Genomic DNA, 26,281 nt, shown 5'->3' with positions numbered 1-26,281 from the left:
ATCAGGAAGGGACGGGAGAGCGATGTATAAGTTGGTTTTGATTAGACATGGAGAGAGCGAGTGGAACAAAGCGAATTTATTTACAGGCTGGATGGATGTGGACTTGTCGGATAAAGGCATTCAAGAGGCTTTGCATGCCGGCAGATTACTCAAGGAAGAACAGTTCGTATTTGATGTAGCTTACACCTCATATTTGAAGCGAGCGATTAAAACACTAGATTATGTGCTTGAAGAAATGGATTTGCTGTGGATCCCCGTATACAAGACTTGGCAGCTTAATGAGCGTCATTACGGTGCGCTGCAAGGTTTAAGTAAAACAACCACCGCTGAGAAATATGGAGAAGAGCAGGTTCAATTATGGCGTAGAAGCTATGACGTGTTGCCTCCCGCTTTGACAAAGGACGATGACCGTTATCCGAAATACGATCTTAAATATCGCGACATGGATGACGAGCTCATCCCGTTAACGGAAAGCCTCAAGGAAACGGTTGTTCGGGTTAAGGATTATTGGGATAAGGAAATTGCACCGCAGATCAAAGCGGGTAAAAATGTAATTATTGCTGCGCATGGCAATAGTTTGCGGGCATTAATCAAGTTTCTGGACAATCTTAGTTCGGAAGAGATTCTTGATTTGAACGTGCCAACGGGTACTCCGCTCGTCTATACGCTTGATGACCGATTGCATCCCGTAGGGCGATATTACCTTGGAAGCGAGCAGCATATAGAGAGTAAGATCCGGCAGGTTGCCGAGCCGGACAAGATGATGGAATAAGTTGTGCTTAACGGCACTCCATAACGAAAAAGGACCTGAATCATCTCATAGCCGATGGCAGGTCCTTTGAATCAATACCGTTACGTAACAGACGCTTCGTAGATCGCTTTCACTGATTTTCCGAGCGTGCGGTTAAACTCCTCGTCGCTTTGTCCATCGCTCAAACCTTCCACGAGAGCACGCGAGAAGCTTGCGATCAGCCCGCGGTTCAAGGCCAGCTTCTTGTTGGCCTCTTCCTGGCTGTATCCGCCGGATAGAGCAACGATCCGCACAATGTGGGCATCTTCCATTATCTCGGAATAGAAGTTGTTCTCGGTCGGGATCGATAGTTTGAGCATCACCTTTATATCGGAATCGAGAGTGACGAGTTGTTTCTTGATCTCTTGTTTCAAGAGCTCTTCGGCCCGGGCTTTTTCGCTCGAGTGGATATCGACTTCCGGCTCGATGATCGGCACAAGACCCGCTGCAAAAATCTGCTTGCCGAGTTCAAACTGCTGCTCTACAACTTTTCGGATACCTTCCGGGTTCGCTTCTTTGATGAGCGAACGCATCTTGGTTCCGAAGATATGTTTGTCCACCGCCCGCTTAAGAAGATCGTCTAATCCGGGAATGGACTTCAAGAGCTGAACCCCATCGGCTTCGGGAGCGAGTCCTTGGTCCACCTTAAGGAACGAAACGATGCCTTTCTTTTCCCACAAATAGTCGGTGGTAATGAGTCCGTCAATGGTACGATCCATCGTATTCTCGAACAGTATCGCGCCTAAAATGGAATCGGAATGAAAAGCGGGGCTTTTCATAATGCGAGTTCTCATCTCATGTATCAAGGCGAACATCTCGTCTTCGCTCGAATAGCGGGACTCTTCAATGCCGTATTGCGCTAGAGCCTTCGGGGTACTCCCTCCGCTTTGGTCGAGAGCGGCGATAAAGCCCTTGCCCATATGAATTTGTTCCAGTTGTCTCGTGTTATTTTAGAGAATTATGCTGTAGCAATTCCGAAGTAAATGAGCAATGATAAAATATCATTAATCGTTTCTACCCATTAACTCTCATCGAAATAAGGCGGTTGAAATGGTCTGCCAATTTCAACCGGATTGAATAAAACTTATGAGAATCATCATCCATTTCCACCATCTCCTTGGAAGAAAAAAACACCCTCATGGAATGAAGGTGTAATACTTAAAAGTATAATAAAAATCAAAAACATCCCTCATTCGTAGAGCTTTAGCACTGTGGGGCATAGGAATTCGTTCCAGCTACATTAAAAAACACCTTAATTCGATGATTTTTGTTAACCCATTGGCGTCTTTGGACATTTCTGGGCAGTAGCATATCTCCACCACAGGAGCCTCACCTAACGATTCGTATCTATTCATGAGTTAGTATAATGAGATTAGACATATTTGTCAAGAAAATTGTTAAGCGATAAACAATATAGTTGAATCATTATCAAGCTGATTTTACCCTTGTATAAACGGAATTTCATTGGAGATGTGGCTCTATATAACGAAGCATAATGATTAACTTTACGCAATTATCAAAATTATAATTGATATTGATTTTCATTATCGCAAAAGATATAATGATTAATGTTTACCGGTGAACATTAATTTGTTGAAGGCGATCATTGTTAGACGGCTTATACTTATTTTCATATAGAAGTGAATGGTGTGGGGCCGAATTTAAAATTAATTTCGCTTTTATCAGATACGTCTTAATCGATACTTTGTTAACAGAGAAACAAAAGGAGCAAGTGAGGTGTAACCTGCTATGAAACATACGATTTTAACCGGTACGGAAGAGCAAAAAACACAAAAGCCCATGAAGTTGGTGCCAATCATTGTAGCGATTTTCATGGGAAACTTCCTGTCGCTGCTGAACAGCAATACGATTAATATCGCTTTGCCGGTCTTGCAGAAAGAATTTGCTTCCGACTTGAGCGTCGTGCAATGGACACTGACCGGCTTCATGCTGGCGCTCGGAACCTTCGCGCCTACAGCCGGCTATTTCGGCGAACGCTTCAGTTACAAGCGATTGTATATTTTCGCCTTGCTCGGCATGACGGTTGCTTCCGTGCTATGCGCATTGTCTTGGAACGCGCCGATGTTGATCGCCTTTCGCATTATTCAGGGCGCGTTCTGCGGTATTATCGTGCCGGCGTCGATGACCATGATATTCCAGATCATACCGCGACACCAGCAGTCTGTCGCCATGAGCATCTGGATCGCCGCTTCGATCGTGGCGCCGGCCATTGGACCGACTTACGCGGGCTGGCTTATCCAGAACGGCTCCTGGAAGTGGCTCTTCTGGACCAATGTGCCGCTCGGACTGCTTGCGATCGTCGTTGCCTTTTTCTTCATTCCTTACTATCGTCTGAAAGTGCCGAAGGGATTCGATTTATGGGGGCTTCTGACGGTCATTGCCGCAAGCTCGCTGCTGTTGATCACGTTGTCGCAAGGGTCCGGCTGGGGATGGGGGTCGGCCGGTACGCTGCTTTGTTTGGGAGGCGGGCTACTGGCGCTGGCGCTGTTCCTTTGGCGCGAGCTGTCAATCGAGTCTCCGCTTCTACAGCTCAAAGTGTTGCTGAACCGGCGCTTCGCGTCGACGGCAATATTGCTATGCATCGTGATGATCAACTTTTTTTCGGGCATGTTCCTCGTTCCTGTCTTTTTGCAAAATGTTCAGGGACATTCGCCGCTTGAGACGGGGATGATTCTGCTACCGTCTACACTTGCTATGGCGATTATGTCCTTGGTTGCCGGTCGGCTGTACAAAGTGGTTGGCCCCATGCCGCTGCTGCTTGTTGGCGTACTGTTGATGGCCGGAGGAAATCTGCCTTTTGTGTGGTTGCAGATCGACAGCCCATCCGCTTATACGCTCCTATGGATGACGGTCCGCAGTATAGGACTTGCCATGGTGCTGATGCCGGCGACGACGGCCGGGATGGAGGAGATTTCCCGCGAGTACACCGGCCACGCCTCCTCCATTCAGAACTGGCTGCGGAATGTGTTCGTATCGTTTGGTGTGGCTCTTTTCACCACGCTGTTGGCAACACGTACTGCCGATCACGCCGCTAGGCTGGCGGATGGCGACGTCGGACCGCATCTGGCTCAGTTGCCCACAACGATGGGCATCAACGATTTAAACATTTTATCAACGATAATTGTGGTGTTAGCTCTACCATTTGTTTTTGCAATTCGCTCAAAGCGGAAGAAGGAATGGGAAACGGACGGCGCCTTAAAAAGCGATCCCGTGCGTTAACCATCAACCACCGCGTATCTTCGGCAGAGGAACGTTGCTCCCCGGCGTCAGGATGTGGTACGATTGTTTCGCGATTAACCATAATTAATGTGACTGAGGTGCGAGATGATGAATACATCGGAGACGATCAAACGGCTGGTCTATGCGCAGGTCGTTCACTTTGCGCATCTGAGCGAGCAACTGATAGAATCGGAGCAAGACAAGATTGTTCGTTATGCGCAGGAGCAGCAATTGGAGTCGGTCCCGCGTCATTTGACCAGCGTACACGTAATCGACTGCATCGGCAACAACGAGCCGATCAATAACACGGCACTTGCAGAAAAGATGGACTTGTCCAAGGCAAGCATTACGAAAATCAGCGCGAAGCTGTTGGAGGAAGGATATATAAAGCGAAGGCAACTGAATGACAATAAGAAGGAAGTCTACTTCAGTTTGACGGCGAAGGGCGAACAGGTTTTTGAACTGCATCAACAGCTTCACAAACTGGAGGAGGAGCGGTTTATGGAGTCGCTCGAGTCGTTTACGGAAGCGGAGTTACACGCTATTCTGCGATTTCTGCAGAACGTATCCGCGCATTGGGCTGAGAAAGAGCCGGAGTAGGCGAGCGGTCCGGCATTGAGCTCTTGAATTTCCCTTATGGAGATTCGGGAGCTTTTTGCATTCGCCCTAGCGGGAGAGAAAAGCCCGGTAATGAAGGAGCTTTCACTCAAAAACCTCCGATTGAAGTCAATTTCATCATACCGCTGGCGGCTGACCCCGTCGGGTGCGCTAACGAAACGTATACACGCTAATTGCCTGTAAATCGCCATGTTGCAATGTCTAACGAAACTCAAACACGCTAATGAGAGGAAAAAGGCGATAAAACGGCCGATTTCCAATGAATAACGATACCTACTTTCGTTATAATCGGAACGTCTTCATTTTGAGCCCAATAAGGATTGTTAGTTTCGTTAGCGTCAGAATCTTCTGTCCTAACGTTTACTTCGGTAAGCGTAGTATCCACAGCACCGCATTCGTATCGGGTTCGGATCACAGTCGAGAAGCTTTTTGCTCAATTCGTAAGTTGGATCCAAGTCAATTCGTTTGACTAATGAAAAGATATAAGGTAAAATGATCAATTAATTTAGTAAATCAGTAATTTAGTAAAAGAGAAGAGGGAATGAAAATTGAAAATACCTACTACATTGAAACATAAACCTGTCGTTGTATCGGAAAACTATGAGCAAGTAGACGGCAGGTTTTCTAACAATACGGATGCGAAAGGTCTTTCTCTAGGATTGGCACAGTGGAACGATAGAGGAAAGGTTGACATCTCCGCCAAAGTATGGAGATATACAGGAGAAAAATGGTCCAGACAGTCGGAGGAACTGCCTCTTCATCGCGTTCTAGATTTATCCATCCTGATCTGCAGGACCTTGGAACATTTTCGAGAAGCATACCGATATGAGCATTTGTACGATCCGCAGCATCCGGTCATCGACCGAATCGGGCTGCAAGGGGATGCAATGACCGTGGCGATATGTACGGACAATGACAGAATCAACGATGATATCAAACTATTCAATCAGGCGCTAAGCGATGACGGAGAGATGATCGGCGAACGGCTGCGTACGTTATCAAGTATTTTAAAAGAAATGGGATATTAACGGCGCTTATGCATGCCGGGGCAGAAGGACTGGAACTTGATTGTAAGCCGCTTACATCGCGGCTTTTTTCTTTATTTCAGCAAAGATAGTGCTAACAGCACTTTCCCTGACGATGAATCTTTTGATTGGATTGTATGTTCGCTGACCCTGCATTATATCGAAAATTGGGAGCACGTTTTTGAACAGTTCCGGCGTGTGCTGAAGCCCGGCGGGAAGCTGCTTTACTCAGTGCATCATCCGTTTATGGATTTTGCCTTGTCCCAACTGAAAGACTATTTCGCCCGCGAACTCTTGATTGACGAGTGGAACAAAAAAGAAGCCGGCAGGGTGGAAGTCGTCTTTTACCGCAGGCCGCTTCAGGAAATCATGAATGTGACTACGGCTTATTTTGCCCTGGATCAAATCATCGAACCGCAACCGATTCCCGAATTTATGGAGCGATTGCCGGAGGCGAAACGATTATTTTATGAGCGCTTAAAGCTGAACCCCCATTTCTTGATCGTGCAAGCTCATAAGGAAGGATAGCCCCGATCCCTAGATGAGGTATGGATCAAACGCGGAAAACCAGTCAAACACGAACTGTTGTGTGTTGACTGGTTTTTTCATTTGACGAATGAAAAAATATAAGGTATCATAAACCAGTAATTTAGTAACTTAGTAATTTACTAGATAAGTGAATTAAGGCCGAGAGGAGGAGAAATGATGACGGAATACGATGAATATCTTTTATCGCCAGACAGGCAACTGAGCGATGCGGAAAAAGAATTGATTTGGAAAAAGCCTTCTTCTCACAAGGTTAGCGAAGAAGAACGGCGTATTTGTAAAGAAATAAAGCGAAACTGGCATCGCGGGGAAATGAAAATCGCCAATATTTTGCTGGAGGGTGACGCCGGTTCCGGGAAAACGCAGCTTGCCAAGGCATTGTCCGCCAATTTCGGGCTTCCGTATACGAAGGTGACCTGTTTTGCCGATATGGATAAATCGGATATTATAGGCGCGATTTTGCCGGTTGTTTCCTCCGAAAGATTAGAGAAGATGGACGCCGACGACCAAAGCGTTTTGCAAGCCTTGTATGATAGCGACGGTTTTCAAAGCGCAGTTGAAGTTATGATGGATGTGCTGGGAGTGACTCAGGAGGCCGCTGCGCAAAAGATGAAGCAATTGCTGAAGAAGGCCGCGGAACATACCGAGGGTGAAGCCGTGGAATATCGCTTCTACCCGTCTGAAATCGTCAGAGCATTTCAGAACGGCTATCTTCTGGAAATCCAGGAGCCGAACGTGATTCGCGACGCCGCGGTGTTAATGGCGCTAAATTCGGCTTTGGAGCCGGACGGCAGTATCAACCTCCCTACGGAAGTCATACGCAGACATCCGGATTTTATCGCGGTCATTACAACAAACCGCAGTTATGCAGGTGCCAGGCCGCTCAACGAGGCGTTGCGCGACAGGGTCCAGCATTCGGAAAAGATGGATCTGCCGACCAAAGAAGTGATGATCGAACGCGCACGGGCGAAAACCGGCTATGCAAATGAGCAGGTACTGGACGTATTTGCAGAAACGATCATGATCCTGGACAAAACAGCCCGGGCCAATGCAATGAAAGGCGTGGCAGGCATGCGTTCTTACTTCTATTGGGTAGACGCGTTTGCCGAAGGGGCTTCTTCCGGAATTGAATCTCTATATCATAAGGTCATTTACAAAATTACGACCGATTCAGAGGAAATTAAAATACTGGAAGATGCGCTTAAAGTTCATGGTTTGTTCGAAAAGATCGATGAAATCGAGATCGAGGTAAAAAAAAACGAATTTTAGATACGGCGGAAATGCGAACTTGGGGAAATATTGATGAACCGGATTTTGACCCTGGCTGCAGTGAAGAAGAAATAGGGATTGCATTTAAAAAGTCCGCGGATAGCGATGAAAGCTCATCTGACCGTGCTTTCGATGATTCCAGCTTAATGGAAAGCTCGGATTTGGGGGAGAATGGTTCGCCGAGAGTTCATCAGGCGAATCCTGAACCGATGTCGGAGGATGCGAAGCGAAAAGAACGCGATTTCCGGAAAAAACTGAATCGAGATGCGCGGGAGATCGTATCCGCATCGATTCATAAGGGTGTAAAGCTTATTGTCCATCGTCCGGACTATGCTCCCGACCATAAACAGGAATATATCGCCTTAAGCAACGAGCTTATGCCTGTCGTACGGGAAATTGCCAGAAAAACGCTTCCCCTGCTGGAGCATGAGGTTTCCGCTGAATTCGCGAGAAATCATTATTATGGCGCCAAGTTTCAAGCGGAAAGCGTCGCTTACCGGAATTACAGGCATTTTGCCAAGAAACGCCCTCCGACGGAATCTCCCTCCCTGGCGGTCGGCCTGAGAATCGATGAATCCGCATCAATGGCGGCATTCGGGAGATTGGAGGCAGCAAAACGCGCGGCGATCGCGGTATATGAATTTTGTCAAATATGTCATATTCCCATTTTGATCTACGGCGATACAGCCGATGTGTCCAAGATGGAGCACATGTCGCTATTTGCGTATGCGGATTTTCATAAGACGGATTCCTATGACCGGTTCAGGCTAATGGGCATTCGAGCAAGAAGCAATAACCGGGATGGCTTGGCACTGCGAATCATTGCCGAGAAGTTGGCGGCCGCTCCACAAGAGACCAAACTGCTGATCAGCTTAAGCGACGGGCAACCGAAGGCGATGGACGATTATACCGGAAGTTACGCTGCCCAAGACATGCAGCAAACGATAGCGGAATATGAACGGAAAGGAATTACGTTTTTGGCTGCCGCGATCGGTCAGGACAAAGATGTCATTCAGCAAATTTATGGGAACGAGAGATTTTTGGATATTACGAATCTGAGGGAGTTCCCGGCCAAGCTGGTTCGAATGATCGCGCGGTATTTGTGAGCTTTAAACTGTTTGAACGGCTTCCCAATAAATTCGTACATTTCACCTACAAGAATCCCGTTGATTGCCTGCGTGAAATCTTCCCTGCTTGGGGATTCGGCCGCTTTTTTTAACGTTGCAAAAAAGCCCTTGGAATCAAACAAGCCCAGCGGGGAAAAGAATGGGCCATGCGTCAGAGACCATTATAACCAAAACTAGACTGCAATTACCACACATCGACTAACGGATCAATGGCTCGATGGAGTGGTTTTTTTGTTTTTCACCGAGTTGTCGGAAAGATTTGATTCTTTTTTGAACGGAGAAGCTTTCGTGATTCATTTGAGACAATGCTTCGTTATAATAGCTTTTACATATCGGGCATGTGGTTGCTAGCAACCATCCCGTTAACAAACGTAACAGCGATTGAAAGGAGACAGTCTGACGTGGTGATAGATACGGTACTATGGAGCAAATGGCTGACAGGGCTGACCTTGGCGTTTCACGCCATTTTTGCGACGATTGGCGTCGGCGTTCCGCTCATGATTGCCATTGCCGAATTCGTCGGTATACGCAAGAAGGATTCTCATTACATTCTCATGGCCAAAAGATGGACGCGAGGATTTGTCATTTCTGTGGCCGTTGGCGTCGTGACGGGAACGGCGATTGCCTTGCAGCTTGCGCTTGTTTGGCCCAACTTTATGCAATTGGCGGGAAATGTGGTCGCACTCCCGTTATTTATGGAGGTTTTTGCGTTCTTTTTTGAAGCCATATTCCTGGGGATTTATTTGTACACATGGGATCGGTTCCGCAATCCGTATATTCATTGGCTGCTGACGATTCCGATTGTCGCCGGGGCAAGCATGTCCGCTTTTTTTATTACGTCGGTGAACGGATTTATGAATCAGCCCGGGGGATTTGTCATGGAAGCAGGCCACTTTACGGCGGTTAATCCGCTGCAAGCGATGTTTAATACGGCGACCGCCTCCAAAGTATTCCATGTCTTAACCTCGGCCTATTTGACGGGAGCGGCTCTGCTGGCGGGAATCGCCGCCTTCGCGATTCTAAGAAAAGGGGCCTCGGCTTATTACAAGAAAGCTTTGGAGCTCATGATGGCGGCCGTTCTGGCGTTCAGCTTGCTGACAACGGTAGCCGGGGATATGTCGGCCAAGTTCTTGGCGGAGCATCAACCGGAGAAGCTGGCGGCGGCAGAATGGCATTTTCAAACGGAAAGCGGCGCGGATTTGATTTTATTGGGCTGGCTTACTGCGGAGCAGAAGGTCATGGGAGCCCTTCACATTCCGAAAGCGCTCAGCTTTCTGGCCTTTGGAGACTTTAATGCCGAGGTAAAGGGGCTGGAGGAGTTTCCCCTCGATGAACGCCCGCCGCTTCTCGTACACTATTTGTTTGATTTGATGGCCGGGATCGGTTTTGTTATTTTGGCCGTTGCGCTCTTATATTTTCTGTTCTTGTTCCGGAAGAAACGCAACGAGCTCAACAAATGGCTGCTTCGGGCGATCGTGTTGAGTACGCCGCTGGCGTTTTTGGGCGTTGAACTGGGCTGGTTTTATGCGGAAGTCGGGCGGCAGCCGTGGATAATCCGCGGATATATGCGCGTAGAGGAAGCGGCCACTACATCGCCGAATGTGAGGATTCTTTTTTTCCTCTTCCTGCTGTTGTACATTGTACTGGGGGTCATGTGTGTCTATGTCCTGAGGCGCTTGTTCCGCAACAATCCGGCAGAAGCCGAGCTGGAAACGTTTGAGAAAGAGAAGCATGTTCAATCCATGGCAAAGGGTGAGCGGGTATGATCAGTTACGAGTTGACAGGCATCACGGTGCTTTGGCTCTTTTTGTACGGCTATTTAATTGTGGCCTCCATTGATTACGGCGCCGGCTTTTTTGCCTTCTATGCCCGTCTGACGAAACAGGATCACCTGATCAATCGTTTAATATCCCGTTATTTATCGCCGGTATGGGAGATTACCAATGTATTTTTCGTCTTTTTCTTCGTCGGCATCGTCGGCTTTTTCCCGGACACGGCCTATTATTACGGCTCTGCGCTGCTTGTACCGGGAAGCATCGCCGTGATTCTTCTGGCCATTCGCGGCTCCTTCTACGCGTTTGAAAATTACGGCTCCAAAGAAAATATCGTGTATCTGTTTTTGTATGGAGCAACGGGTTTGCTGATTCCGGCTTCTTTGTCGGTGGCGCTGACGCTGTCCGAAGGCGGTTTTATTGTGAAGGAAGGCGGGGCTGTTACCCTGGACTATTTGACACTCATGACAAGCCCGTTGTCGTGGTGCATCGTCGCATTGGCTATCGTATCGGTGCTGTTTATTAGCGGGTCGTTCCTGGCCTTCTACGCTTCGCGGGCGGACGATCAGCCGGCGCTCAAGCTGATGCGGACCTATGCCCTGTTCTGGGGTACGCCAACGATTATTGCCGCTTTAACGGCATTTATTTATCTTAGCCAACATAATGAGCGGCATTTTCAAAACATGATGGATTTATGGTGGCTGCTGGCGCTTTCCGTTGCTTTTTTCATGATCGCCATGTGGCTGCTGTACAAAGGGCGCCGTTATGGACTGGCCTTCATTTGTGTCATGCTGCAATTTTTCTGTGCCTTTTTTGCGTACGGTATTGGGCAATATCCTTATATTCTCGATCCGTACATTACTATTCAAAGCGGCGCCACCCATGAGTCGATGGGCGTTGCGCTTGTAGTCGCCTTTATCGGCGGCCTGTGCCTGCTGATTCCGTCCCTTATTCTGGTCTTCAGGCTATTCCTCTTTGACGCGGATTATGTAAAAGGCAAACAATAAACGGGCGTATGCATTCGGTACCTCGCAGTCGTTTGTATAAGGGAGGGAAGTTTGGGTGAAGGGGAAAAAAAGTCTTATGTCTGAACTCGTGTCCGCACAAAGGAAACATTTGGTTCTCTTGGGGGGCATGTCGCTTGCGCTCGGCGCAGCCATTGCAGGCCAGGCGGCGCTGCTTGCCGAAGCGGTCGAGCGGATTTTTGTGCAGAGCGCTTCCTTTTCGTCGGTTGTTGCCATCCTGGGCGCATTGCTGGGCGTTATGGCTGCGCGTACGCTGCTGTCGTACGGCAACGGGCGAATCGGCTTGCGCATGGCTGCCCGGGCCAAGACGGAGATGCGTGCGGCGGTGCTGCGCAAGCTGTCCAATGCTTCCGTACCGGCGGCGCTTAGCGGACAAACGGGCGGGAAGGTGAGTGTGGCGCTGGACGCTGTGGATGAGGCGGATAGTTATTTTAGCCAGTATATGCCGCGTATGGCGGAAGCCGCCGTCATTCCGATCCTGATATTGATCGTCGTTTTTGCCGAGCATATGAATTCCGGATTGATTATGCTGGTTACCGCCCCTTTTATCCCGATATTTATGGTGCTTGTAGGGCTCAGAACGAAGAAAAAATCCGAGGAGAAATTTGCGCAGTTGGCCGAATTTTCCGGTACGTTTCTCGACTCTCTTCAAGGGCTCGTTTCGCTCAAAATATTCGGTCGTGCTTATCGCCAACAGCAGGAAATTGAACGCAGCAGCCTCGCTTATCGGGATGCAACGATGGGTATTTTGCGAATTGCGTTTACCAATACATTCATGCTGGAATCCATCGTGATGCTCGGCATTGGCATTGTTGCGCTTGAGCTCGCGCTTCAACTGCTCGTTTTCAAATCGCTGTCCTTCCACACCGCCTTTTTGATCCTGCTGCTGGTGCCCGAGTTTTACAGCCTGTTAAAAAACACGGGAACCGCTTTTCATAGCGGCCGCACCGGCATGGGGGCAGTCCGTAAAGTGGAAGAATTGCTTGCGGAGGACGATGGGATGGGTAAAGCGGACAAGCCGGAGACAGCCGCTTTGCAGCCGATCCGGATGCCGCCATCCATTGAGCTCAGGGATGTCCGGTTTCGGTATGCGCCGGATTCGTTCGAACTTGCCGCCGGTTCCATGTCGTTTGGACCGGGGGAGCAAATCGCCATCGTCGGAAAAAGCGGCTCCGGCAAAACCACCTTGCTGCATCTCATTGCCGGGTTGCTGAAACCGGCGTCGGGCGAAGTGCTGGTGAACGGACGTCCGCTTGCGGGGTACGATGAGGCTTCGTGGTTTGATCGCGTCAGCTATATTACCCAGCATCCGTATATTTTTGCCGGCACGTTTGCCGACAATATTGCGATTGGCGCGGGCCGGGACGTCTCCAGGGCCGAGATCGCGCAGGCGGCGGAGGCCGCCGGGCTTGCTGGGGTTGCCGCCGAACTCGAGCAAGGCTATGACACCTTCGTCGGCGAAGGGGGCAGGGGATTGTCGGGCGGCGAGAAGCAAAGGCTTGCGCTGGCGCGCGCTTTTTTGAAGCGGCCTGCCGTCATTTTATTTGATGAGCCTACGGTGGGATTGGATTTGCATACCGAACGCGTCCTGCAGCGTTCCATTGCCGAACTGGCGAGCAAGGCGACCATGATTACGGTGGCTCACCGCTTATACACGATCCGGCAAGCCGACCGCATCTTGTTTATGGACAACGGAGCGCTGCTGGACAGCGGGCGCCATGATGAACTGCTTGCTCGTCTGCCCCAATATGCCGAGATGGTGGATGCAGGGCGGAAAGGGGGACTCGCATGAATGAGCTGGCTATTTTCACAAAGGCGATGATTCAGGAACGGAAGGATATCGCTCTGGCCATCATCGCCGGATTCATTGCCGGCATAGCAGGTGTAATCCTCTTTGCCGCAAGCGGGTATATGATCTCGCAGACGGTATTTGCCCCGCCGCTCTATACCTTGATTGTGCTGACGTCCCTGGTGAAAATACTTGGCCTGCTGCGGGCGGCAAGCCGCTACGCGGAACGATTGTATTCCCATCGGGCGACGTTCTCGCTGCTCAGCCGTTTGCGCACCTCCTTTTTTGCCAAGCTCGTTCCTTTGACGCCAGGGATATTCGGCAAAAAGCGGAGCGGAGAGCTGCTCGCACGGATCGTCGGGGATGTAGAGAGCTTGCAGCATTATTTTTTACGCGTCGCCTATCCCCCTGTCATTGTCGTCATGGTCTTTTTGGCTACGGTTTTGTTTACTTCCGCCTTTTCGTTCTGGATGGCCTGTTTGTTTGTGCTGGGGATGCTGGCGACGGCTTTTGTCGTTCCGGGGCTTGTTCTGCTTGGGCAGAGAAGGATACAGGGCCGCGTTCGCAGGCAGCGGGCGGCGTTTTCCACGGAGGTAACCGAAATGCTTTACGGTTTCCGCGATTTGAAAGTATATGGGCAGTTGAACAAGCGCGAGCAGCAGTTGCAGCATGCCTCCGCCGCATTGGCGGCCGAACAGCAAGCGGCAGCGCGGCATTTGCTGCGCGGGCAATCGCTGCATGCTTTTGTGACGTTTCTCATTTCCTGGGGCGTGCTTGTTCTCGGCGCCTATTTGCTGATGGAAGGCTCGCTTGCCGGCGTGTTTCTCGCGATGCTGGTCATGGCTTCGCTTACGGTGTTTGAAGAAGCCGCGGCAATGGCCGTGCTGCCCGCCTATAAGCAGGAGAGCGAACATGCGGCCAAGCGGCTTGCGGAAACGGTTCATGCCGCAGATCGTCAGCCGCCGCAGCCAAGCGGCGACCTATCCGTCAAGCAGGGCGTTTCGATTGAGCTATGCGGGCTTTCGTTTCAATATGAAGATGAATGGCGGCCGGCGCTCAGGGACATTTCTCTCAAACTTCCGGCTGGGTCGAAAACCGCCATTGTCGGGCCGAGCGGATCAGGCAAAACAACCGTTGTCGAATTGCTGCTCAAGCTGCGTACACCGACAGACGGCCACATTCGTTTCAACGATGTTTCAATTATGGAACTGGATGATGCGGGCATTTGGCAAGCGTCAAATGTTGTGCTGCAGCGAAGTCATTTCTTTCGGGGTACCATTCGGGACAATCTGCTCTTGAATGAGGAACATCATTCCGACGACGAGTTGTCGGCTGTGCTGGATAAAGTGCAGCTGCCGAATAAGTCGCTGCACGATACGGTGTATGAGAAAGGGGAGAACTTGTCGGACGGAGAGAAGCAGCGTCTGGCCTTGGCCCGCGCGATGCTCCGGAAAGGGCGGTTATGGCTTCTGGACGAACCGACGTCTTCCCTGGATTACGTTACGGAGCAGCGCGTTTTCCGGCATCTGTTGGCACAGGCGGAGGGCGATACGCTTCTTCTGATTTGCCATCGGCTGACCGGCTTGGAAGAGATGGACCGGATTTTGGTGATGGACCAAGGCAGAATCGTTGAAGCGGGCTCGTATTCGGAGCTGATGGAGCAAAAGGGATATTTTTACGAAATGAAGCAAATCGAGTTGCAAATGATCGGCGAAGCCGGATCATGACGGGGAAATTGTCGGCGGTGCACCGCGGGGGTAACCGCCGCTCTGGTCCCCGGAATATAGCAGCGGCAGATCGTTCGGTCTGCCGGGTTTCGACTTCCTTGGAAACTCATTATTGCCGATCCGCTTTGCCGTTCTTTCTATATGCGAGAGGAGTTACAGTCTCATATTTCTTAAATGTCTTGCTAAAATGGAATTGGTCTGAATACCCGACGAGATCCGCTATTTGCCCCACACTCAGATCGGTAGTGGATAACAGCTCCTTGGCTTTTTGCAGGCGATAATGAACGAGATATTGTTGTGGCGACACCCCGACAATCTCACGGAACACCGCTGTGTAACGGCTCAAACTCAAGCAACTGATCTCGGAAAGTTCGGCGACTGTGATCGCTTCCCGGTAGTTTTGGTGAATAAACTCAATGGATTGGGAGATTCTGTTGTCCCGAACAGCATTCGGGTTTTTGTTGTTTTTGGCTTGATTTTTACGAGAGATGATGAAGAATAATTTCTGCAAAATCGTTGAAGCCACGTACTGATAATCATGCTGCTTGCGCGATATCTCCTCGATAATCTCCTCGATCATGCCTGGAATTTCCGTATTGACATCCAGGCGGTAAATTTGATTGTACTCCAAGTTCGATCGTAGCAACAATTCAGGAATGCCAAACCCGGTAAAATGAACCCAGTAATTAGAAATCAAATTATTGTCTTTTTGCTGATAAAATTGTTCGGCAAACGGAGGATAGATAAAGACGGTGCCCGGGCCGATTTCATACTTCTTCTGATTGATTTTCACGAGCATTTCGCCGGAATGATTATAGGAGAGATAGTAATCTTGCCTTCCAAACTGGCGATAGGTCAAACCGTTAGGAGGGTCAAACTCATAATAGCCGGCGCTGTTAACATGGACGTACTCGTCCTTGCTGGCGAATCCGTTGCCATGATAATTTTCATTACTGTAAGTGGAAGCGTAAGTAGAAGCGTATTTCAAGATCATACCTCCTCATCCATTCAGTTGATTTATACATAAAAACAGGTTAACGCAACATACTGAACCAGCAATGCCTGGTGCTATAATAGCATTGTCCTGTTGGATAAGACAATCAATACTACTAAAAAAATTGCGGAGGTGTCATGACTTATTCAGGCAAGCAGCAAGCGATTCTGGGCGTCGATGTCGGCGGTACAAAAGTGAGAATCGGACATGTTCGAGGAACGGGAGAAATCGTTTACAGCGAACGCTTTCCGATGGACCGTACAGATCAGGCAACAACACTTTCATCCATATTCCAAGCGATTGATCTTTATTTGGACAAAACACGGCATCTGCCATATCCTTATGCTGCCGGCATGGGGCTTGTCGGTCAAGTAGACGCCAAGAACGGCATTTGGAAGAAGGCGGTGAATATCCCCATACGTCAAGAAGTTGACATGGGCGAGCTCATGCTTGAGCGATACGATCTGCAAACGGCCATTGATAATGACGTATTCGCGGCAACATCTGCTGAAATGCAGTGGGGGATGGGAACGGCTTACGATGATTTTATCTATTTGAACGTAGGGACGGGCATCTCGGCCGGTTTGGTCAGCGGTGGGGAGTTGATTCGCGGCGCGATCGGGGCGGCAGGCGAGATCGGTCACATGTTGGTGGAAGAAGAAGGCGAATTATGCAAATGCGGCCAAAAAGGATGTCTGGAGATGGTCGCTTCCGGCGGAGATATGATAGCTCTGGTGAAAAAGGCGATCGGCGCCGGAAGAACGAGTTCCTTATGTTCAAGCGGGAATGCTTCCAACGTGGCGTTGACTGTCGGAGATATATTCATCGCAGCCGATAACGGCGATCCGTTGGCTGTGGAATTGACTGAACGGTCCGTAAAAGCTTTGGGAAAAGCGGTGATTAACTTGCTGGTGTTGTTGAATCCCGGAGCGATTGTATTTGGCGGGGGGCTGTTCAACGGAGATTGGTTGTACGATCGACTGCTTGCCTATATCAACTCGCATGCAGGAACTTTTGCGCATCCCGGGATCAACAATTTGAAGAAATCAAAGCTGGATCCATCATTTGTCGGGTTGCTCGGAGCAGCATGCATTGCAGGCAGACAATATGGATTTCATTCAGGGGGAATACGATGACAAGCAAAAAAATTGTTCTCGTCGGCGCGGGTAGCGTCGTGTTTACACAAGGCTTCATTATGGATTTGATTGAGCAAAAAAACGGTCAGCGTTGGCATCTTGCGCTAGTGGATACGGATGCGGATGTGCTTAAAGGGATGCAGCGTTTGTGTGAGAAGATGATCGCAGCTCAAGGCAGCGATTTGCAATTGTCTTGTTCTACAGATCGCAGGGATGTATTATCCGGGGCTGATTATGTGGTGAGTACGATCGGGGTCGGAGGCAGACGGGCGTGGGAACAGGATGTGTTTATTTCCCGGAAGTACGGCATCTTTCATCCGGTTGGAGATAGTGTAGGACCCGGCGGGATATCCCGGGCGATGCGGATGATTCCCGCGGTTGTCGGGTTGGTTGAGGATATGATGGTGTACTGTCCTCGGGCGCGATTCTTCAACTACTCCAACCCGATGACCGCCATCGTGCGAGCAACGATCAAAAAGACGGGATTTCCGGTCATTGGCTTGTGTCACGGTGTGAAAAACGGTCAGCGTCGCATTGCTCGTTTCGCCGGGCTGGATCATAGTCGTACGACAGCTTTGGCGGCAGGGGTCAATCACATGGTGTTCATGTATGATCTGCGTTGCGACGGCAAGGATGCCTGGCCGCGAATTCGTGAACAGCTGGAACGAAGCAAAGGAGCTGCGGAGAGCGAGATTGGTCCGTTATCGAGGAGTGTCATCGAGACTTATGGCGTTTATCCGGTGTCGGATGACAGACATTACTCCGAATTTACGGAAGAGAGCATGCTGGAAGGACGTTATTACGGGAAAACGCTGGGAATTGACGCCTATTCATTCGAAGGAACAATCGAATACGGGGATCGGGTATTTGCCGACTCGATGCGCCTCGCTTCCTCGGATACGGATCTCCCGGAAGATTTCTTTCAGCGCTTCGATGGCGAACATGAGCAACTGATTGAGATTATTGATTCCTTGGAGAAAGATGAGCGCAAAATCTATCATGTCAATATGCCGAACGGACATGCGCTGCCGGAGTTGCCGGCGGATGCGGTTCTGGAGCTTCCTGCCGCGGCGGCGGCAAGCGGATTTAAGGCACTGCAGCTTCATGATTTTCCGCGCAATCTGTACGCAGTGATTCACAAACATGTTGAGATCGTCGAAAAAACGGTTGAAGCGGGGTTGCGTGGAGATCGCGATCTATTTCTGGAAGCGATCATGATGGGCGGTTACATCACGGATGAGGCGCAAGCGTCTGCATTGACGAATGAACTGATTGAGGCGCAAAAACGATATTTGCCTCAATTTTAACTTCATAATTTAGATAGGAAATGGTGGGATCATCATATTGGATCTATATATAAAGAAAAATGAGGATGAGGTGGATCGGTCGGCTGCCGTTGTCGTCAGCCGACAGGTTGTACAAAAACCGGATAGCGTGTTAGGTCTCGCAACTGGAAATACGACTGAAGGTCTATACCGCAGGATGGTGGAGCTGCGTCAACACCTCGACTTGGATTATAGTCGCGTCACGACGTTTAATCTGGATGAATATGTGGGGCTCGCGCCAACGGATCCGATCAGTTGTCGGGCGCGAATTCAGCAAAGCTTGTTGCAATGGCTGAACATTCTTGATGAGAATATATTCGTGCCCAATGGTGCAGCCCGATCCTTGGAGCAAGAGTGCAAATATTACGAAGATTCGATCGCTGCGCGCGGCGGGATCGATCTTCAGATTCTCAGCGTAGGAGAAAACGGACATATCGCTTTCAATGAACCGGGTACGGCCTTCGAAACTACGATGAGAGTCGCCGATCTTGCCGACACGACGGTTAAGGCCAAAGCGGAGTTATTCGGTTCCATCGATCAAGTGGCTCGTCAAGGGATTACGATGGGGATTCGCAATATTATGATGGCCAAGCGCATTATGCTTGTGGTGAAAGGAAAGCATAAAGCGAAGATCGCAGAGCGGTCCTTGTTCGGGGCGGTTACCCCGAATGTACCGGCATCGGTTCTGCAACTTCATCCGTTCGTGACTGTGTTTATGGATGAGGAAGCAGCCGGCGGGCCACTATCCGTATGCAGGAAATACGCAAGAGGTGAATAGGCACGGTATGCAAGGAACGTGCGGGGTATAGAGAGCCGCTGCTCCACTGTGAGAACCCGTTTCCTGTGGGCGGCGGTTATTAAGAAGATGATTTGAAAGCGCTTTTATATGCTGTTCATTAATAATTGGGGAGGTTCACGAGCATGAAAAGAGGGAAATGGATTGCACTACTAAGTATTGTGGTGATGTTGTCCTTGTCGCTTGCTGCATGCGGCGGCAATGAGCAAGGCGAGGCTCCGGCCAATGGGAAACAGGGAGGTAAAAATCAGGAGGGAAAAACGACGCTGCGGGTAGCGTGGTGGGGGAGCCAATATTTGCATGATACAACTCAACAGGTGGTGAAGCTGTATGAGGAGCAGAATCCCGGCATTAAGATCGAGATGGAGTTTGCGGATTTCAATGCGTACGTAGATCGACTGAGCACTCAGGCTGCCGGAGGCAACATGCCTGATGTGGTCAATATGGGCAGTTTCCTCTCCGAGTATGCAGAAAGAGGATTGCTGCATGATTTGACCGAGTTTGTGGAAAGCGGACTGATTGATATGTCCGATGTGAATCCGGTCGTTACGTCCAACGGCACATTTTTCGGTCAATTGGCAGGTATCTCGGTAGGGCAAAATGCGCTCGCCGTTTTTTACGATCAGAAGCTGTTTGAGAAGGCCAATCTGAATCAACCGGAACTCGGCTGGACATGGGACGACTATATAGGAGCCGCTCGCGAGTTAAAGAAACAAGGACTCGTGGAATACGGTTTTACATTAGCGACCAATCGCGATCTGTTTGATTATTATGTGCGCCAACGCGGATACCAATGGTTCAACGAGCAGCGCAATGGGCTTGGATTTGATGATGACCAAATTCTGATCGATTACTTTCAAATGTTGCATAGCATGGTGAAGGAAGGGATTATACCGCCGCCGGATGTGAATTTGGAATACAATATGACGAACAATTCGATGTTGGTACACGGTATGGCCGGTATGATGGTCGGAGCATGGTCCAACACGATCAGCGATTTGAACGATTCGGCGCAAAGACCGATTCTGATGGCGGCGATGCCGGGGCCGGGCGAAGACAAAGGCATGTACTTGAAGGAATCCCAGTACTGGTCGATCCCCAATTCATCCAAAAATAAGGAAGAAGCGGCCAAGTTTATTAACTTCTTCAATAACAGCGTAGAGGCCAACACGATTCTGGCAGCGGGACGCGGGGTGCCGATTAACGCAACGGTGCGCGAAGGAATCCGTGACAAAGTCGATCCTTCCGTCCTGTTATCCTTCGATTATATCGAGCTGTTATCGTCTCATAGCAGCCCGAAGAATTTCAACTTGCCTCTTACCTTCCAGGAAAATGTCAGCATTTACACGGAAATTGAAGAAAAGGTGCTCTTTGGGTTGATTACCCCTGAAGAAGCGGCCAAGGAATTCAGAACAAGATCCGAAAATTTGCTCAGCCAGTAAACGTCTTGATCCTGCAGTGCGCAGCAAAAAAAGCGCGCTGCGGGATCATGGAAATTGGAGGAAGCGTAGATGAAGCATAAACGCTATCAAAACATGGCGGGATATTCGTTCATATCTCCCTTTTTAATTGGTTTCTTTTTGTTTACGATTTTTCCGGTGCTCATGTCTTTCTATCTATCGTTCACGGAGTATGATCTGATTGGCGAAGCTCGTTGGAATGGAATAGAAAATTACAAGCGGATGTTTTTTCAGGATGAGTTATTTTGGCATTCGTTGAAAGTAACCTTGATTTTTGTTGTAACCTCTGTACCGTTCAAACTGATCGTGTCATTAGCGATTGCGATACTACTGAGCAAGATTATCCGTTTCTCCGGATTTTATCGTACGATGCTGTATCTTCCTTCGATTGTCGGCGGCAGTGTAGCTGTAGCGGTGATGTGGAAGCAACTATTTGGCAGTCGCGGAGCTATGAACGCGATATTGGAGAGTATGAATATCCCCGCGGTTGCGTGGCTTGGCAATCCGAAAACGGCGATCTGGACGATTGTACTGCTAGTAGGGTGGCAATTTGGATCAGCGATGTTGATTTTTCTGGCCGGACTGAAAAATATACCGATGTCGTATTATGAAGCGGCCAATGTGGATGGAGCGGGGGCTTGGCGGCGATTTGTCAAGATCACCCTGCCGCTCTTGTCGCCGGTGATCCTCTTTAACCTTGTGATGCAAACGATCGGCGGCTTCATGACCTTTACTCCCAGTTTTATCATCACGAATGGCGGACCGTTGAATAGTACGCTTCTATATGTATTGTATTTATTTCGAAGGGGATTCGTCTTTTTCGACATGGGGTATGCCTCTGCGATGGCATGGCTTTTATTGTTCATTGTTGCGGTATTGACAGCGCTAGTGTTCACAAGTTCCCGTTATTGGGTGCATTATGAGGATGGGAGGTAGTATCCGGATGAAGAATGTGCATCGGTTATCGGTCTCAGCTAGACATGTCATCGCAGTTGTCTTGACCATTGTGATGCTGTATCCGATCGTTTGGCTTATATCCAGTTCGTTGAAGGAAAGCTCCCAGGTGTTTGTCCAGGCTAATTCTTTAATTCCTCAAGGATGGCATTTTGAGAATTATGCGATTGGCTGGAAAGGTTTCGGCGGCGTAACGTTCACGACATTCTATAGAAATACGCTGTTTGTCGTCATATTGGCTACCGTAGGAAGCGTGATCTCATCGACGATTGTCGCTTATGGATTTGCTAGGGTGCGATTCAGAGGCAAGAAGCTCTGGTTTATTTGTATGCTGTTGACGTTGATGCTGCCGGGCGAGATCACCATGGTGCCGCAATATATTATGTTCAACTGGTTTGGTTGGATCAATACGTACTGGCCTTTGATCTTTCCCACTTTTTTCGGCACACCCTTTTTCATATTTCTTATTATGCAATTTATAAGAACGATACCGTATGAATTGGATGAAGCGGCGACGATTGATGGCTGCAACAGGTTTATGGTGTTCTACCGGATCATTATTCCGCTTGTGATGCCGGCAATGATGACCTCGGCGATTTTTTCTTTTTATTGGAGATGGGATGACTTCATGGGGCCGTTGATCTATTTGAGCAGTCCGTCGAAATATACGGTATCGCTCGCCCTGAAGATGTTTGCCGACCCGGAAGCGGTTTCGAACTGGGGCGCCATGTTTGCCATGATGGTAGTCAGTCTGATTCCTGTCATGCTGGTGTTCTTTTTCTTTCAAAAATATATCGTAGAGGGAATTAGTACTAGCGGATTAAAAGGATAATTGCTTTGCGGTACGAAGGGATGAACCTTCGCGGCGAAATCCCGAGAATAGAGAGGGGTTATTCAATTGCGGTATGATGCGTTATATTACCCGTATCCGTCGAAAAGGCATGCGGTCTATGCTTCGAAGGGGATGGTCGCCGCATCGCAGCCGCTCGCTGCGCAAGCAGGACTCGATATGCTCAAGCAGGGGGGCAATGCGATCGACGCTGCCATCGCAGCCGCCGCCTGTTTGACCGTGGTGGAACCCACATCCAACGGCATCGGCGGCGATTGCTTCGCGTTGTTGTGGACGGAGGGGAAATTGCACGGTTTGAATGCCAGCGGGCCGGCTCCGCAGGCCTTATCCATCGATCGGTTAAAGCGGCAAGGTTATGATCATATACCGGAGACGGGCTGGCCGTCTGTGACGGTTCCGGGAGTTCCGGCGGGATGGTCTATTCTGTCCGAACGGTTCGGCCGGCTTCCCTTCCGATCCTTATTGCAGCCGGCTATCGAGATAGCGGAACGAGGATTCCCGATCCAGCCTGATCTGTGGACCCGGTGGAAGCTCAAAACGGATGTATTTCGCGATACTCTAAGAGGAAAGGCGTTTGAGCCCTGGTTTGAGACATTCACCATAGACGGCAGAGTGCCCGAGATCGGGGAAGTCTGGTCTTCTCCGGATCATGCCCGATCGCTGGCGGCCATTGCCGAAACGAACGGGAAAGCTTTTTATCAAGGTGAATTAATGGAGGAAATCGTAGCATTTTCGCAGCGGACGGGCGGGTATTTCGCTCCGGAGGATTTCGCCGACTATAGCGCCGAATGGGTGGAGCCGATCGGCATCTCGTATAAAGGTTTTCAGGTATGGGAAATTCCGCCGAACGGACAGGGGCTTGTCGCGTTAATAGCGCTGAACATGCTGAAGGATATGGATGTAGATGGGCGAGAGGATGCCGAAACCTACCATATGCAGATAGAGGCGCTAAAGCTGGCTTTTGCAGATGGTCGACATTATATTGCCGATCCGCGGCATATGAGAGTTCGTATAGAACAGTTGCTGGATGAACGGTACGCTGCGGAGCGCAGGAAGTTGATCGGTCAGCGCGCGATGAAGCCGGAACCCGGCGATCTGTCACAAAGCGGCACGGTATATCTCGCGGCAGCGGACGGCGAGGGAAATATGGTTTCCTTTATTCAAAGCAATGCAAACGGATTCGGCTCCGGAATTGTGGTACCGGGAACGGGGATAAGCCTGCAAAATCGCGGCGCAAACTTTTCCTTCGATCCGCTGAGCGACAATGCCTTGGCTCCTGGCAAACGATCCTATCACACGATCATTCCAGGGTTCTTGACGCAGAACGGAGAGCCCGTCGGAAGCTTTGGCGTTATGGGTGGGTACATGCAGCCACAGGGTCATATTCAGGTGCTTACGAACATGATCGATTGCGGTTTGAATCCTCAGGCAGCGCTGGATGCGCCCAGATGGCATTGGAAAGGGGGGAAGACGGTATGCGTCGAGCCGTCTTTCCCCGACCATATCGCGATGGCGCTATCGAGAAAGGGCCACGATATCGAATGGACGGCCGACCGCCGGATTTTTGGCAAAGGGCAAATCATATTGCGTCAGCCGAACGGAGTTATGGTTGGAGCGACAGAGCCTCGTACCGACGGTTCAATAGCGGTTTGGTAACTCCCTTTTGCGACATGTGTAAACAAATGCCGGGGGAAAATTAAAAGGCACGAAATCGATCTTTTCTATAACGAACTTCTCGGACAAATGTTTTTTCATCTGGAGGGAGTATTGAAAGGCGATAAAATATCCTCCCGGTTTTAATGCTTCTGAAATTTCATTGAGTAACGTTTCTCGCAGAGCGCTCTTAAAATTGAAAAAAGGCAACCCGCTCATAATGCAGTCCAACTGACTGATGCCTTGCTGCTTCATTATTTTCGTTAAATGGCAAGCGTTTGAGTGACATGTGAAGGTTGGGTAGGTTGTTTGCAAATCATTTTTCATCATGTCGTCCATTTCAAACAATAACGCTTTCGCAGATCCGGTTACTTGCGGTGCGATAAAACGTGTGATAGCGCCTGTGCCGGAACCGAGTTCGGCGATTGCGGTTACTTCATTCCATGGCACAGATCGAACCATTGTACCCGCAAGAAATCGCGAACTGGGTACAACACTTCCGACTTGTTTTGGATTTTGAATAAATCGATGTAAAAACAGTGCATATTCATTCGTAGGCAAATGGTTCTCCTCCCGCTTCCTTTATTTTCTTCATTGTCTGAATCATACCGAAAAATTATGAAGAACTTCGTATGATATTTCTCAAGAAAATCTGAAGAAAGGCGGAAGGAAAAAGACCTTGCACCATAGACATTAGTTGAATAAAAACAGAGGCATGCTTGAACTTAATTCTCCTGTTCAAGCATGACTCTGTTTTTATATTAGAGTTTTTAATCCAAAATTTCGCTTTAATAAGTCCAAGCTTCTCGATCTTTTTTTTGTTTTTCAAGGTTGTTCAGCCAATGAACAGTTTCGTTGTATAACCGGCGTCGATGCCCGCTGTTGGAAAAAGTATGATCTGCTTTCGGCAGGATTATTTTATCGCACTTTCCATCGGATCTGTTCCAGTAACATACCTGGAATAACGAGCATTGATTAACCGGGACGACGATATCATCCATGCCATGTAAGAGTAAAACATCGCCTGCGAAGCGGCCGGCGTGTCGAAGAGGAGGTATGACGCCTGCGGTATCTCCCAACGGTTCGGCTATGGCAGCCCAGAGAACAAGTGATTTGATACGTTTATCGAATGCGGCTGTTAATGCAGCCGTAGTTCCACCCAAACCATGGCCGAGTAGAATGATACGACTCGGATCAACGCTTTCCAATTGCCACGCATAGTCAAGGACATGCCGTGTTTGCGCCACCATGTCCTCCAGACCGCCCGCCCCGTATTCACCGGTACTTTCCCCGCAGCCTGCAAAGTCGAATGTGAGCGTTAAATATCCGTTTTCTCCCCAAAAGTCCGCCGCTTCAACGAATAGCCGGTCTACGCCGATACGGTTGGAGGCCAATCCTTGACAGATCACGATAAGCGGCCATCTGCAATGCGGTTTCTCGGCAACGATGTTATGTACAGGATAATGCAGCGATGCCGCCAATCGGACATCGTTACTGCGAATGGCCAAGGACAATTCCACTCGTCTCCCTCCTTTCTCCAAACCACTCAATAAGTGGCAGTCGCTTCTTATGAATGTTACTTTATTAATAACGTTCCCCGCTTACAGAATCTTTCGGCATAACCTCTTCGAATTTGATTGCATTAACAGCATAACTGTTAAAGCAAACTTTAAGTCAAGGGTATTTTTCCTCGATAAATCATGTATAATTAAGTACGATTTGATGCATCGCTGCTATCATCATCGCTGTGTTGTTTTGAACACTATTAAAGTATACTTTAACAAAAAGGAGAGAGGTTAATAAACATGATAAGTATAAAAGAAGTCACTGAGATGACAGGAATAGCGGCTTCCACACTTCGATACTATGAAAGTGAAGGTTTGCTTCCTTTTGTAAAGCGTGATGAAAATGGAAAACGTCTATATGATCAAGAAGATTTGGAATGGGTTCATTTTATTACTGCACTTCGAGCAACGGGTATGCCCATTGCACAAATTCAGAAATATGTATATTTGTTTAAAGAAGGTGATAACACGATTGCTGAGCGTAAAATGATGATGCTTAACTGTTATTGCTAACGCATAATGTCCGGAGATTGATGGTGTAAGTTATCCTGCTATTGACGGTTAATCTGACCGCATCCGGATATACGAGAGGGGGAATTATGATAATTCTCCCTGAATGA

General features: G+C 49.1%; 23 protein-coding genes, 1 pseudogene and 1 riboswitch. Of the genes and pseudogenes, 19 read left to right on the top strand and 5 right to left on the bottom strand.

All coding sequences use genetic code 11. The features are described from left to right. The first annotated feature begins 22 nt into the window (after positions 1 to 22). A complete protein-coding gene (gene gpmA / locus KQI79_RS23625) occupies positions 23 to 772 on the top strand; it encodes a 2,3-diphosphoglycerate-dependent phosphoglycerate mutase (protein ID WP_216540774.1) in 750 nt (249 codons plus the stop codon). A gap of 80 nt (positions 773 to 852) precedes the next feature. On the opposite strand, the gene KQI79_RS23620 is transcribed toward gpmA, so the two are convergent. Next, on the bottom strand, positions 853 to 1,725 hold the full coding sequence (locus KQI79_RS23620; RefSeq protein ID WP_301287969.1) for a fructose bisphosphate aldolase: 873 nt from the start codon (positions 1,723 to 1,725) through the stop codon (positions 853 to 855). Between the two features lie 246 nt (positions 1,726 to 1,971). Next, positions 1,972 to 2,138, bottom strand: a riboswitch (M-box (ykoK) riboswitch). Between the two features lie 401 nt (positions 2,139 to 2,539). Here KQI79_RS23620 and KQI79_RS23615 point away from each other — a divergent pair. The 6 genes from KQI79_RS23615 to KQI79_RS23590 all read left to right on the top strand — a co-directional run bounded on the left by KQI79_RS23615 (position 2,540) and on the right by KQI79_RS23590 (position 8,594). Further along, positions 2,540 to 4,030 carry an MDR family MFS transporter gene (locus KQI79_RS23615; protein ID WP_216540772.1) on the top strand — a complete coding sequence of 497 codons (1,491 nt, stop codon included), beginning with the start codon at positions 2,540 to 2,542 and terminating at the stop codon, positions 4,028 to 4,030. A 105-nt stretch (positions 4,031 to 4,135) separates the two neighbouring features. Continuing rightward, on the top strand, positions 4,136 to 4,630 hold the full coding sequence (locus KQI79_RS23610) for a MarR family transcriptional regulator (protein ID WP_367398236.1): 495 nt from the start codon (positions 4,136 to 4,138) through the stop codon (positions 4,628 to 4,630). A gap of 566 nt (positions 4,631 to 5,196) precedes the next feature. Then, positions 5,197 to 5,676 carry a DUF6530 family protein gene (locus KQI79_RS23605; RefSeq protein WP_216540771.1) on the top strand — a complete coding sequence of 160 codons (480 nt, stop codon included), beginning with the start codon at positions 5,197 to 5,199 and terminating at the stop codon, positions 5,674 to 5,676. A 12-nt stretch (positions 5,677 to 5,688) separates the two neighbouring features. Continuing rightward, entirely contained in the window at positions 5,689 to 6,201 is a 513-nt protein-coding gene (locus KQI79_RS23600) for a class I SAM-dependent methyltransferase (protein ID WP_216540770.1), read from the top strand. A 177-nt stretch (positions 6,202 to 6,378) separates the two neighbouring features. Next, entirely contained in the window at positions 6,379 to 7,488 is a 1,110-nt protein-coding gene (locus KQI79_RS23595) for an AAA family ATPase (RefSeq protein WP_216540782.1), read from the top strand. Positions 7,489 to 7,649: 161 nt separating this feature from the next. Beyond that, entirely contained in the window at positions 7,650 to 8,594 is a 945-nt protein-coding gene (locus tag KQI79_RS23590; RefSeq protein WP_253298365.1) for a vWA domain-containing protein, read from the top strand. A 20-nt stretch (positions 8,595 to 8,614) separates the two neighbouring features. On the opposite strand, the pseudogene KQI79_RS23585 reads toward KQI79_RS23590, so the two are convergent. Next, positions 8,615 to 8,776: pseudogene (locus KQI79_RS23585) on the bottom strand (kanamycin nucleotidyltransferase C-terminal domain-containing protein); the annotation flags it as partial. Positions 8,777 to 9,016: 240 nt separating this feature from the next. Between KQI79_RS23585 and KQI79_RS23580 the strand changes: the two are divergent. From KQI79_RS23580 to cydC, 4 genes are all read left to right on the top strand, one after another. Continuing rightward, positions 9,017 to 10,381, top strand: a complete 1,365-nt coding sequence (locus tag KQI79_RS23580; protein ID WP_216540769.1) for a cytochrome ubiquinol oxidase subunit I — start codon at positions 9,017 to 9,019, stop codon at positions 10,379 to 10,381. Continuing rightward, on the top strand, positions 10,378 to 11,394 hold the full coding sequence (locus KQI79_RS23575; RefSeq protein WP_216540768.1) for a cytochrome d ubiquinol oxidase subunit II: 1,017 nt from the start codon (positions 10,378 to 10,380) through the stop codon (positions 11,392 to 11,394). The genes KQI79_RS23580 and KQI79_RS23575 overlap by 4 nt, the downstream gene beginning before the upstream one ends. A 76-nt stretch (positions 11,395 to 11,470) precedes the next feature. Further along, positions 11,471 to 13,204, top strand: coding sequence for a thiol reductant ABC exporter subunit CydD (gene cydD / locus KQI79_RS23570; protein WP_253298364.1), 1,734 nt, complete (start codon positions 11,471 to 11,473; stop codon positions 13,202 to 13,204). Beyond that, the gene (cydC, locus tag KQI79_RS23565; protein ID WP_216540766.1) at positions 13,201 to 14,928 is read left to right on the top strand and encodes a thiol reductant ABC exporter subunit CydC; all 1,728 of its coding nucleotides are present in this window, start codon (positions 13,201 to 13,203) and stop codon (positions 14,926 to 14,928) included. The genes cydD and cydC overlap by 4 nt, the downstream gene beginning before the upstream one ends. A gap of 109 nt (positions 14,929 to 15,037) precedes the next feature. Here the strand turns inward: cydC and KQI79_RS23560 are convergent, their stop codons facing one another. Beyond that, positions 15,038 to 15,916 carry an AraC family transcriptional regulator gene (locus KQI79_RS23560; protein ID WP_216540765.1) on the bottom strand — a complete coding sequence of 293 codons (879 nt, stop codon included), beginning with the start codon at positions 15,914 to 15,916 and terminating at the stop codon, positions 15,038 to 15,040. Positions 15,917 to 16,059: 143 nt separating this feature from the next. On the opposite strand from KQI79_RS23560, the gene KQI79_RS23555 reads away from it, so the two are divergent. The 7 genes from KQI79_RS23555 (at position 16,060) to KQI79_RS23525 (ending at position 24,099) form a co-directional block, all read left to right on the top strand. Further along, the gene (locus KQI79_RS23555) at positions 16,060 to 17,058 is read left to right on the top strand and encodes an ROK family protein (RefSeq protein WP_216540764.1); all 999 of its coding nucleotides are present in this window, start codon (positions 16,060 to 16,062) and stop codon (positions 17,056 to 17,058) included. Continuing rightward, on the top strand, positions 17,055 to 18,365 hold the full coding sequence (locus KQI79_RS23550) for a family 4 glycosyl hydrolase (RefSeq protein ID WP_216540763.1): 1,311 nt from the start codon (positions 17,055 to 17,057) through the stop codon (positions 18,363 to 18,365). The genes KQI79_RS23555 and KQI79_RS23550 overlap by 4 nt, the downstream gene beginning before the upstream one ends. Positions 18,366 to 18,402: 37 nt before the next feature. Continuing rightward, a complete protein-coding gene (locus tag KQI79_RS23545) occupies positions 18,403 to 19,161 on the top strand; it encodes a glucosamine-6-phosphate deaminase (protein ID WP_216540762.1) in 759 nt (252 codons plus the stop codon). Positions 19,162 to 19,304: 143 nt separating this feature from the next. Continuing rightward, the gene (locus tag KQI79_RS23540; RefSeq protein ID WP_216540761.1) at positions 19,305 to 20,621 is read left to right on the top strand and encodes an ABC transporter substrate-binding protein; all 1,317 of its coding nucleotides are present in this window, start codon (positions 19,305 to 19,307) and stop codon (positions 20,619 to 20,621) included. A gap of 69 nt (positions 20,622 to 20,690) precedes the next feature. Beyond that, positions 20,691 to 21,575 carry a carbohydrate ABC transporter permease gene (locus KQI79_RS23535; protein WP_216540760.1) on the top strand — a complete coding sequence of 295 codons (885 nt, stop codon included), beginning with the start codon at positions 20,691 to 20,693 and terminating at the stop codon, positions 21,573 to 21,575. Positions 21,576 to 21,582: 7 nt separating this feature from the next. Further along, positions 21,583 to 22,425: a carbohydrate ABC transporter permease gene (locus KQI79_RS23530; RefSeq protein WP_216540759.1), complete on the top strand. Its 843-nt coding sequence runs from the start codon at positions 21,583 to 21,585 to the stop codon at positions 22,423 to 22,425. Positions 22,426 to 22,557: 132 nt separating this feature from the next. Beyond that, positions 22,558 to 24,099 carry a gamma-glutamyltransferase family protein gene (locus KQI79_RS23525; RefSeq protein ID WP_216540781.1) on the top strand — a complete coding sequence of 514 codons (1,542 nt, stop codon included), beginning with the start codon at positions 22,558 to 22,560 and terminating at the stop codon, positions 24,097 to 24,099. Here KQI79_RS23525 and KQI79_RS23520 read toward each other — a convergent pair. Both KQI79_RS23520 and KQI79_RS23515 read right to left on the bottom strand, forming a co-directional pair. Beyond that, entirely contained in the window at positions 24,082 to 24,657 is a 576-nt protein-coding gene (locus KQI79_RS23520; protein WP_216540758.1) for a class I SAM-dependent methyltransferase, read from the bottom strand. The genes KQI79_RS23525 and KQI79_RS23520 overlap by 18 nt on opposite strands. 227 nt (positions 24,658 to 24,884) lie before the next feature. Further along, positions 24,885 to 25,616: an alpha/beta hydrolase family protein gene (locus KQI79_RS23515; protein ID WP_216540757.1), complete on the bottom strand. Its 732-nt coding sequence runs from the start codon at positions 25,614 to 25,616 to the stop codon at positions 24,885 to 24,887. Between the two features lie 285 nt (positions 25,617 to 25,901). Here KQI79_RS23515 and KQI79_RS23510 point away from each other — a divergent pair, with 285 nt between their 5' ends. Then, complete coding sequence (locus tag KQI79_RS23510) at positions 25,902 to 26,174, top strand: MerR family transcriptional regulator (RefSeq protein ID WP_216540756.1); 273 nt, start codon at positions 25,902 to 25,904, stop codon at positions 26,172 to 26,174. The last annotated feature ends 107 nt before the right edge of the window (positions 26,175 to 26,281 follow it).

Source organism: Paenibacillus sp. MSJ-34 (assembly GCF_018918005.1).
Taxonomy (GTDB): Bacteria; Bacillota; Bacilli; order Paenibacillales; family Paenibacillaceae; genus MSJ-34.
This window is presented reverse-complemented; position numbering and strand designations above follow the sequence as displayed.

Coding starts and splice junctions, on each gene's coding strand:
- gpmA (WP_216540774.1), top strand. CDS start 23: ATGTATAAGTTGGTTTTGATTAGACATGGAGAGAGCGAGTGGAACAAA.
- KQI79_RS23615 (WP_216540772.1), top strand. CDS start 2,540: ATGAAACATACGATTTTAACCGGTACGGAAGAGCAAAAAACACAAAAG.
- KQI79_RS23610 (WP_367398236.1), top strand. CDS start 4,136: ATGATGAATACATCGGAGACGATCAAACGGCTGGTCTATGCGCAGGTC.
- KQI79_RS23600 (WP_216540770.1), top strand. CDS start 5,689: ATGCCGGGGCAGAAGGACTGGAACTTGATTGTAAGCCGCTTACATCGC.
- KQI79_RS23595 (WP_216540782.1), top strand. CDS start 6,379: ATGACGGAATACGATGAATATCTTTTATCGCCAGACAGGCAACTGAGC.
- KQI79_RS23575 (WP_216540768.1), top strand. CDS start 10,378: ATGATCAGTTACGAGTTGACAGGCATCACGGTGCTTTGGCTCTTTTTG.
- cydD (WP_253298364.1), top strand. CDS start 11,471: ATGTCTGAACTCGTGTCCGCACAAAGGAAACATTTGGTTCTCTTGGGG.
- cydC (WP_216540766.1), top strand. CDS start 13,201: ATGAATGAGCTGGCTATTTTCACAAAGGCGATGATTCAGGAACGGAAG.
- KQI79_RS23555 (WP_216540764.1), top strand. CDS start 16,060: ATGACTTATTCAGGCAAGCAGCAAGCGATTCTGGGCGTCGATGTCGGC.
- KQI79_RS23550 (WP_216540763.1), top strand. CDS start 17,055: ATGACAAGCAAAAAAATTGTTCTCGTCGGCGCGGGTAGCGTCGTGTTT.
- KQI79_RS23540 (WP_216540761.1), top strand. CDS start 19,305: ATGAAAAGAGGGAAATGGATTGCACTACTAAGTATTGTGGTGATGTTG.
- KQI79_RS23535 (WP_216540760.1), top strand. CDS start 20,691: ATGAAGCATAAACGCTATCAAAACATGGCGGGATATTCGTTCATATCT.
- KQI79_RS23530 (WP_216540759.1), top strand. CDS start 21,583: ATGAAGAATGTGCATCGGTTATCGGTCTCAGCTAGACATGTCATCGCA.
- KQI79_RS23525 (WP_216540781.1), top strand. CDS start 22,558: ATGGTCGCCGCATCGCAGCCGCTCGCTGCGCAAGCAGGACTCGATATG.
- KQI79_RS23510 (WP_216540756.1), top strand. CDS start 25,902: ATGATAAGTATAAAAGAAGTCACTGAGATGACAGGAATAGCGGCTTCC.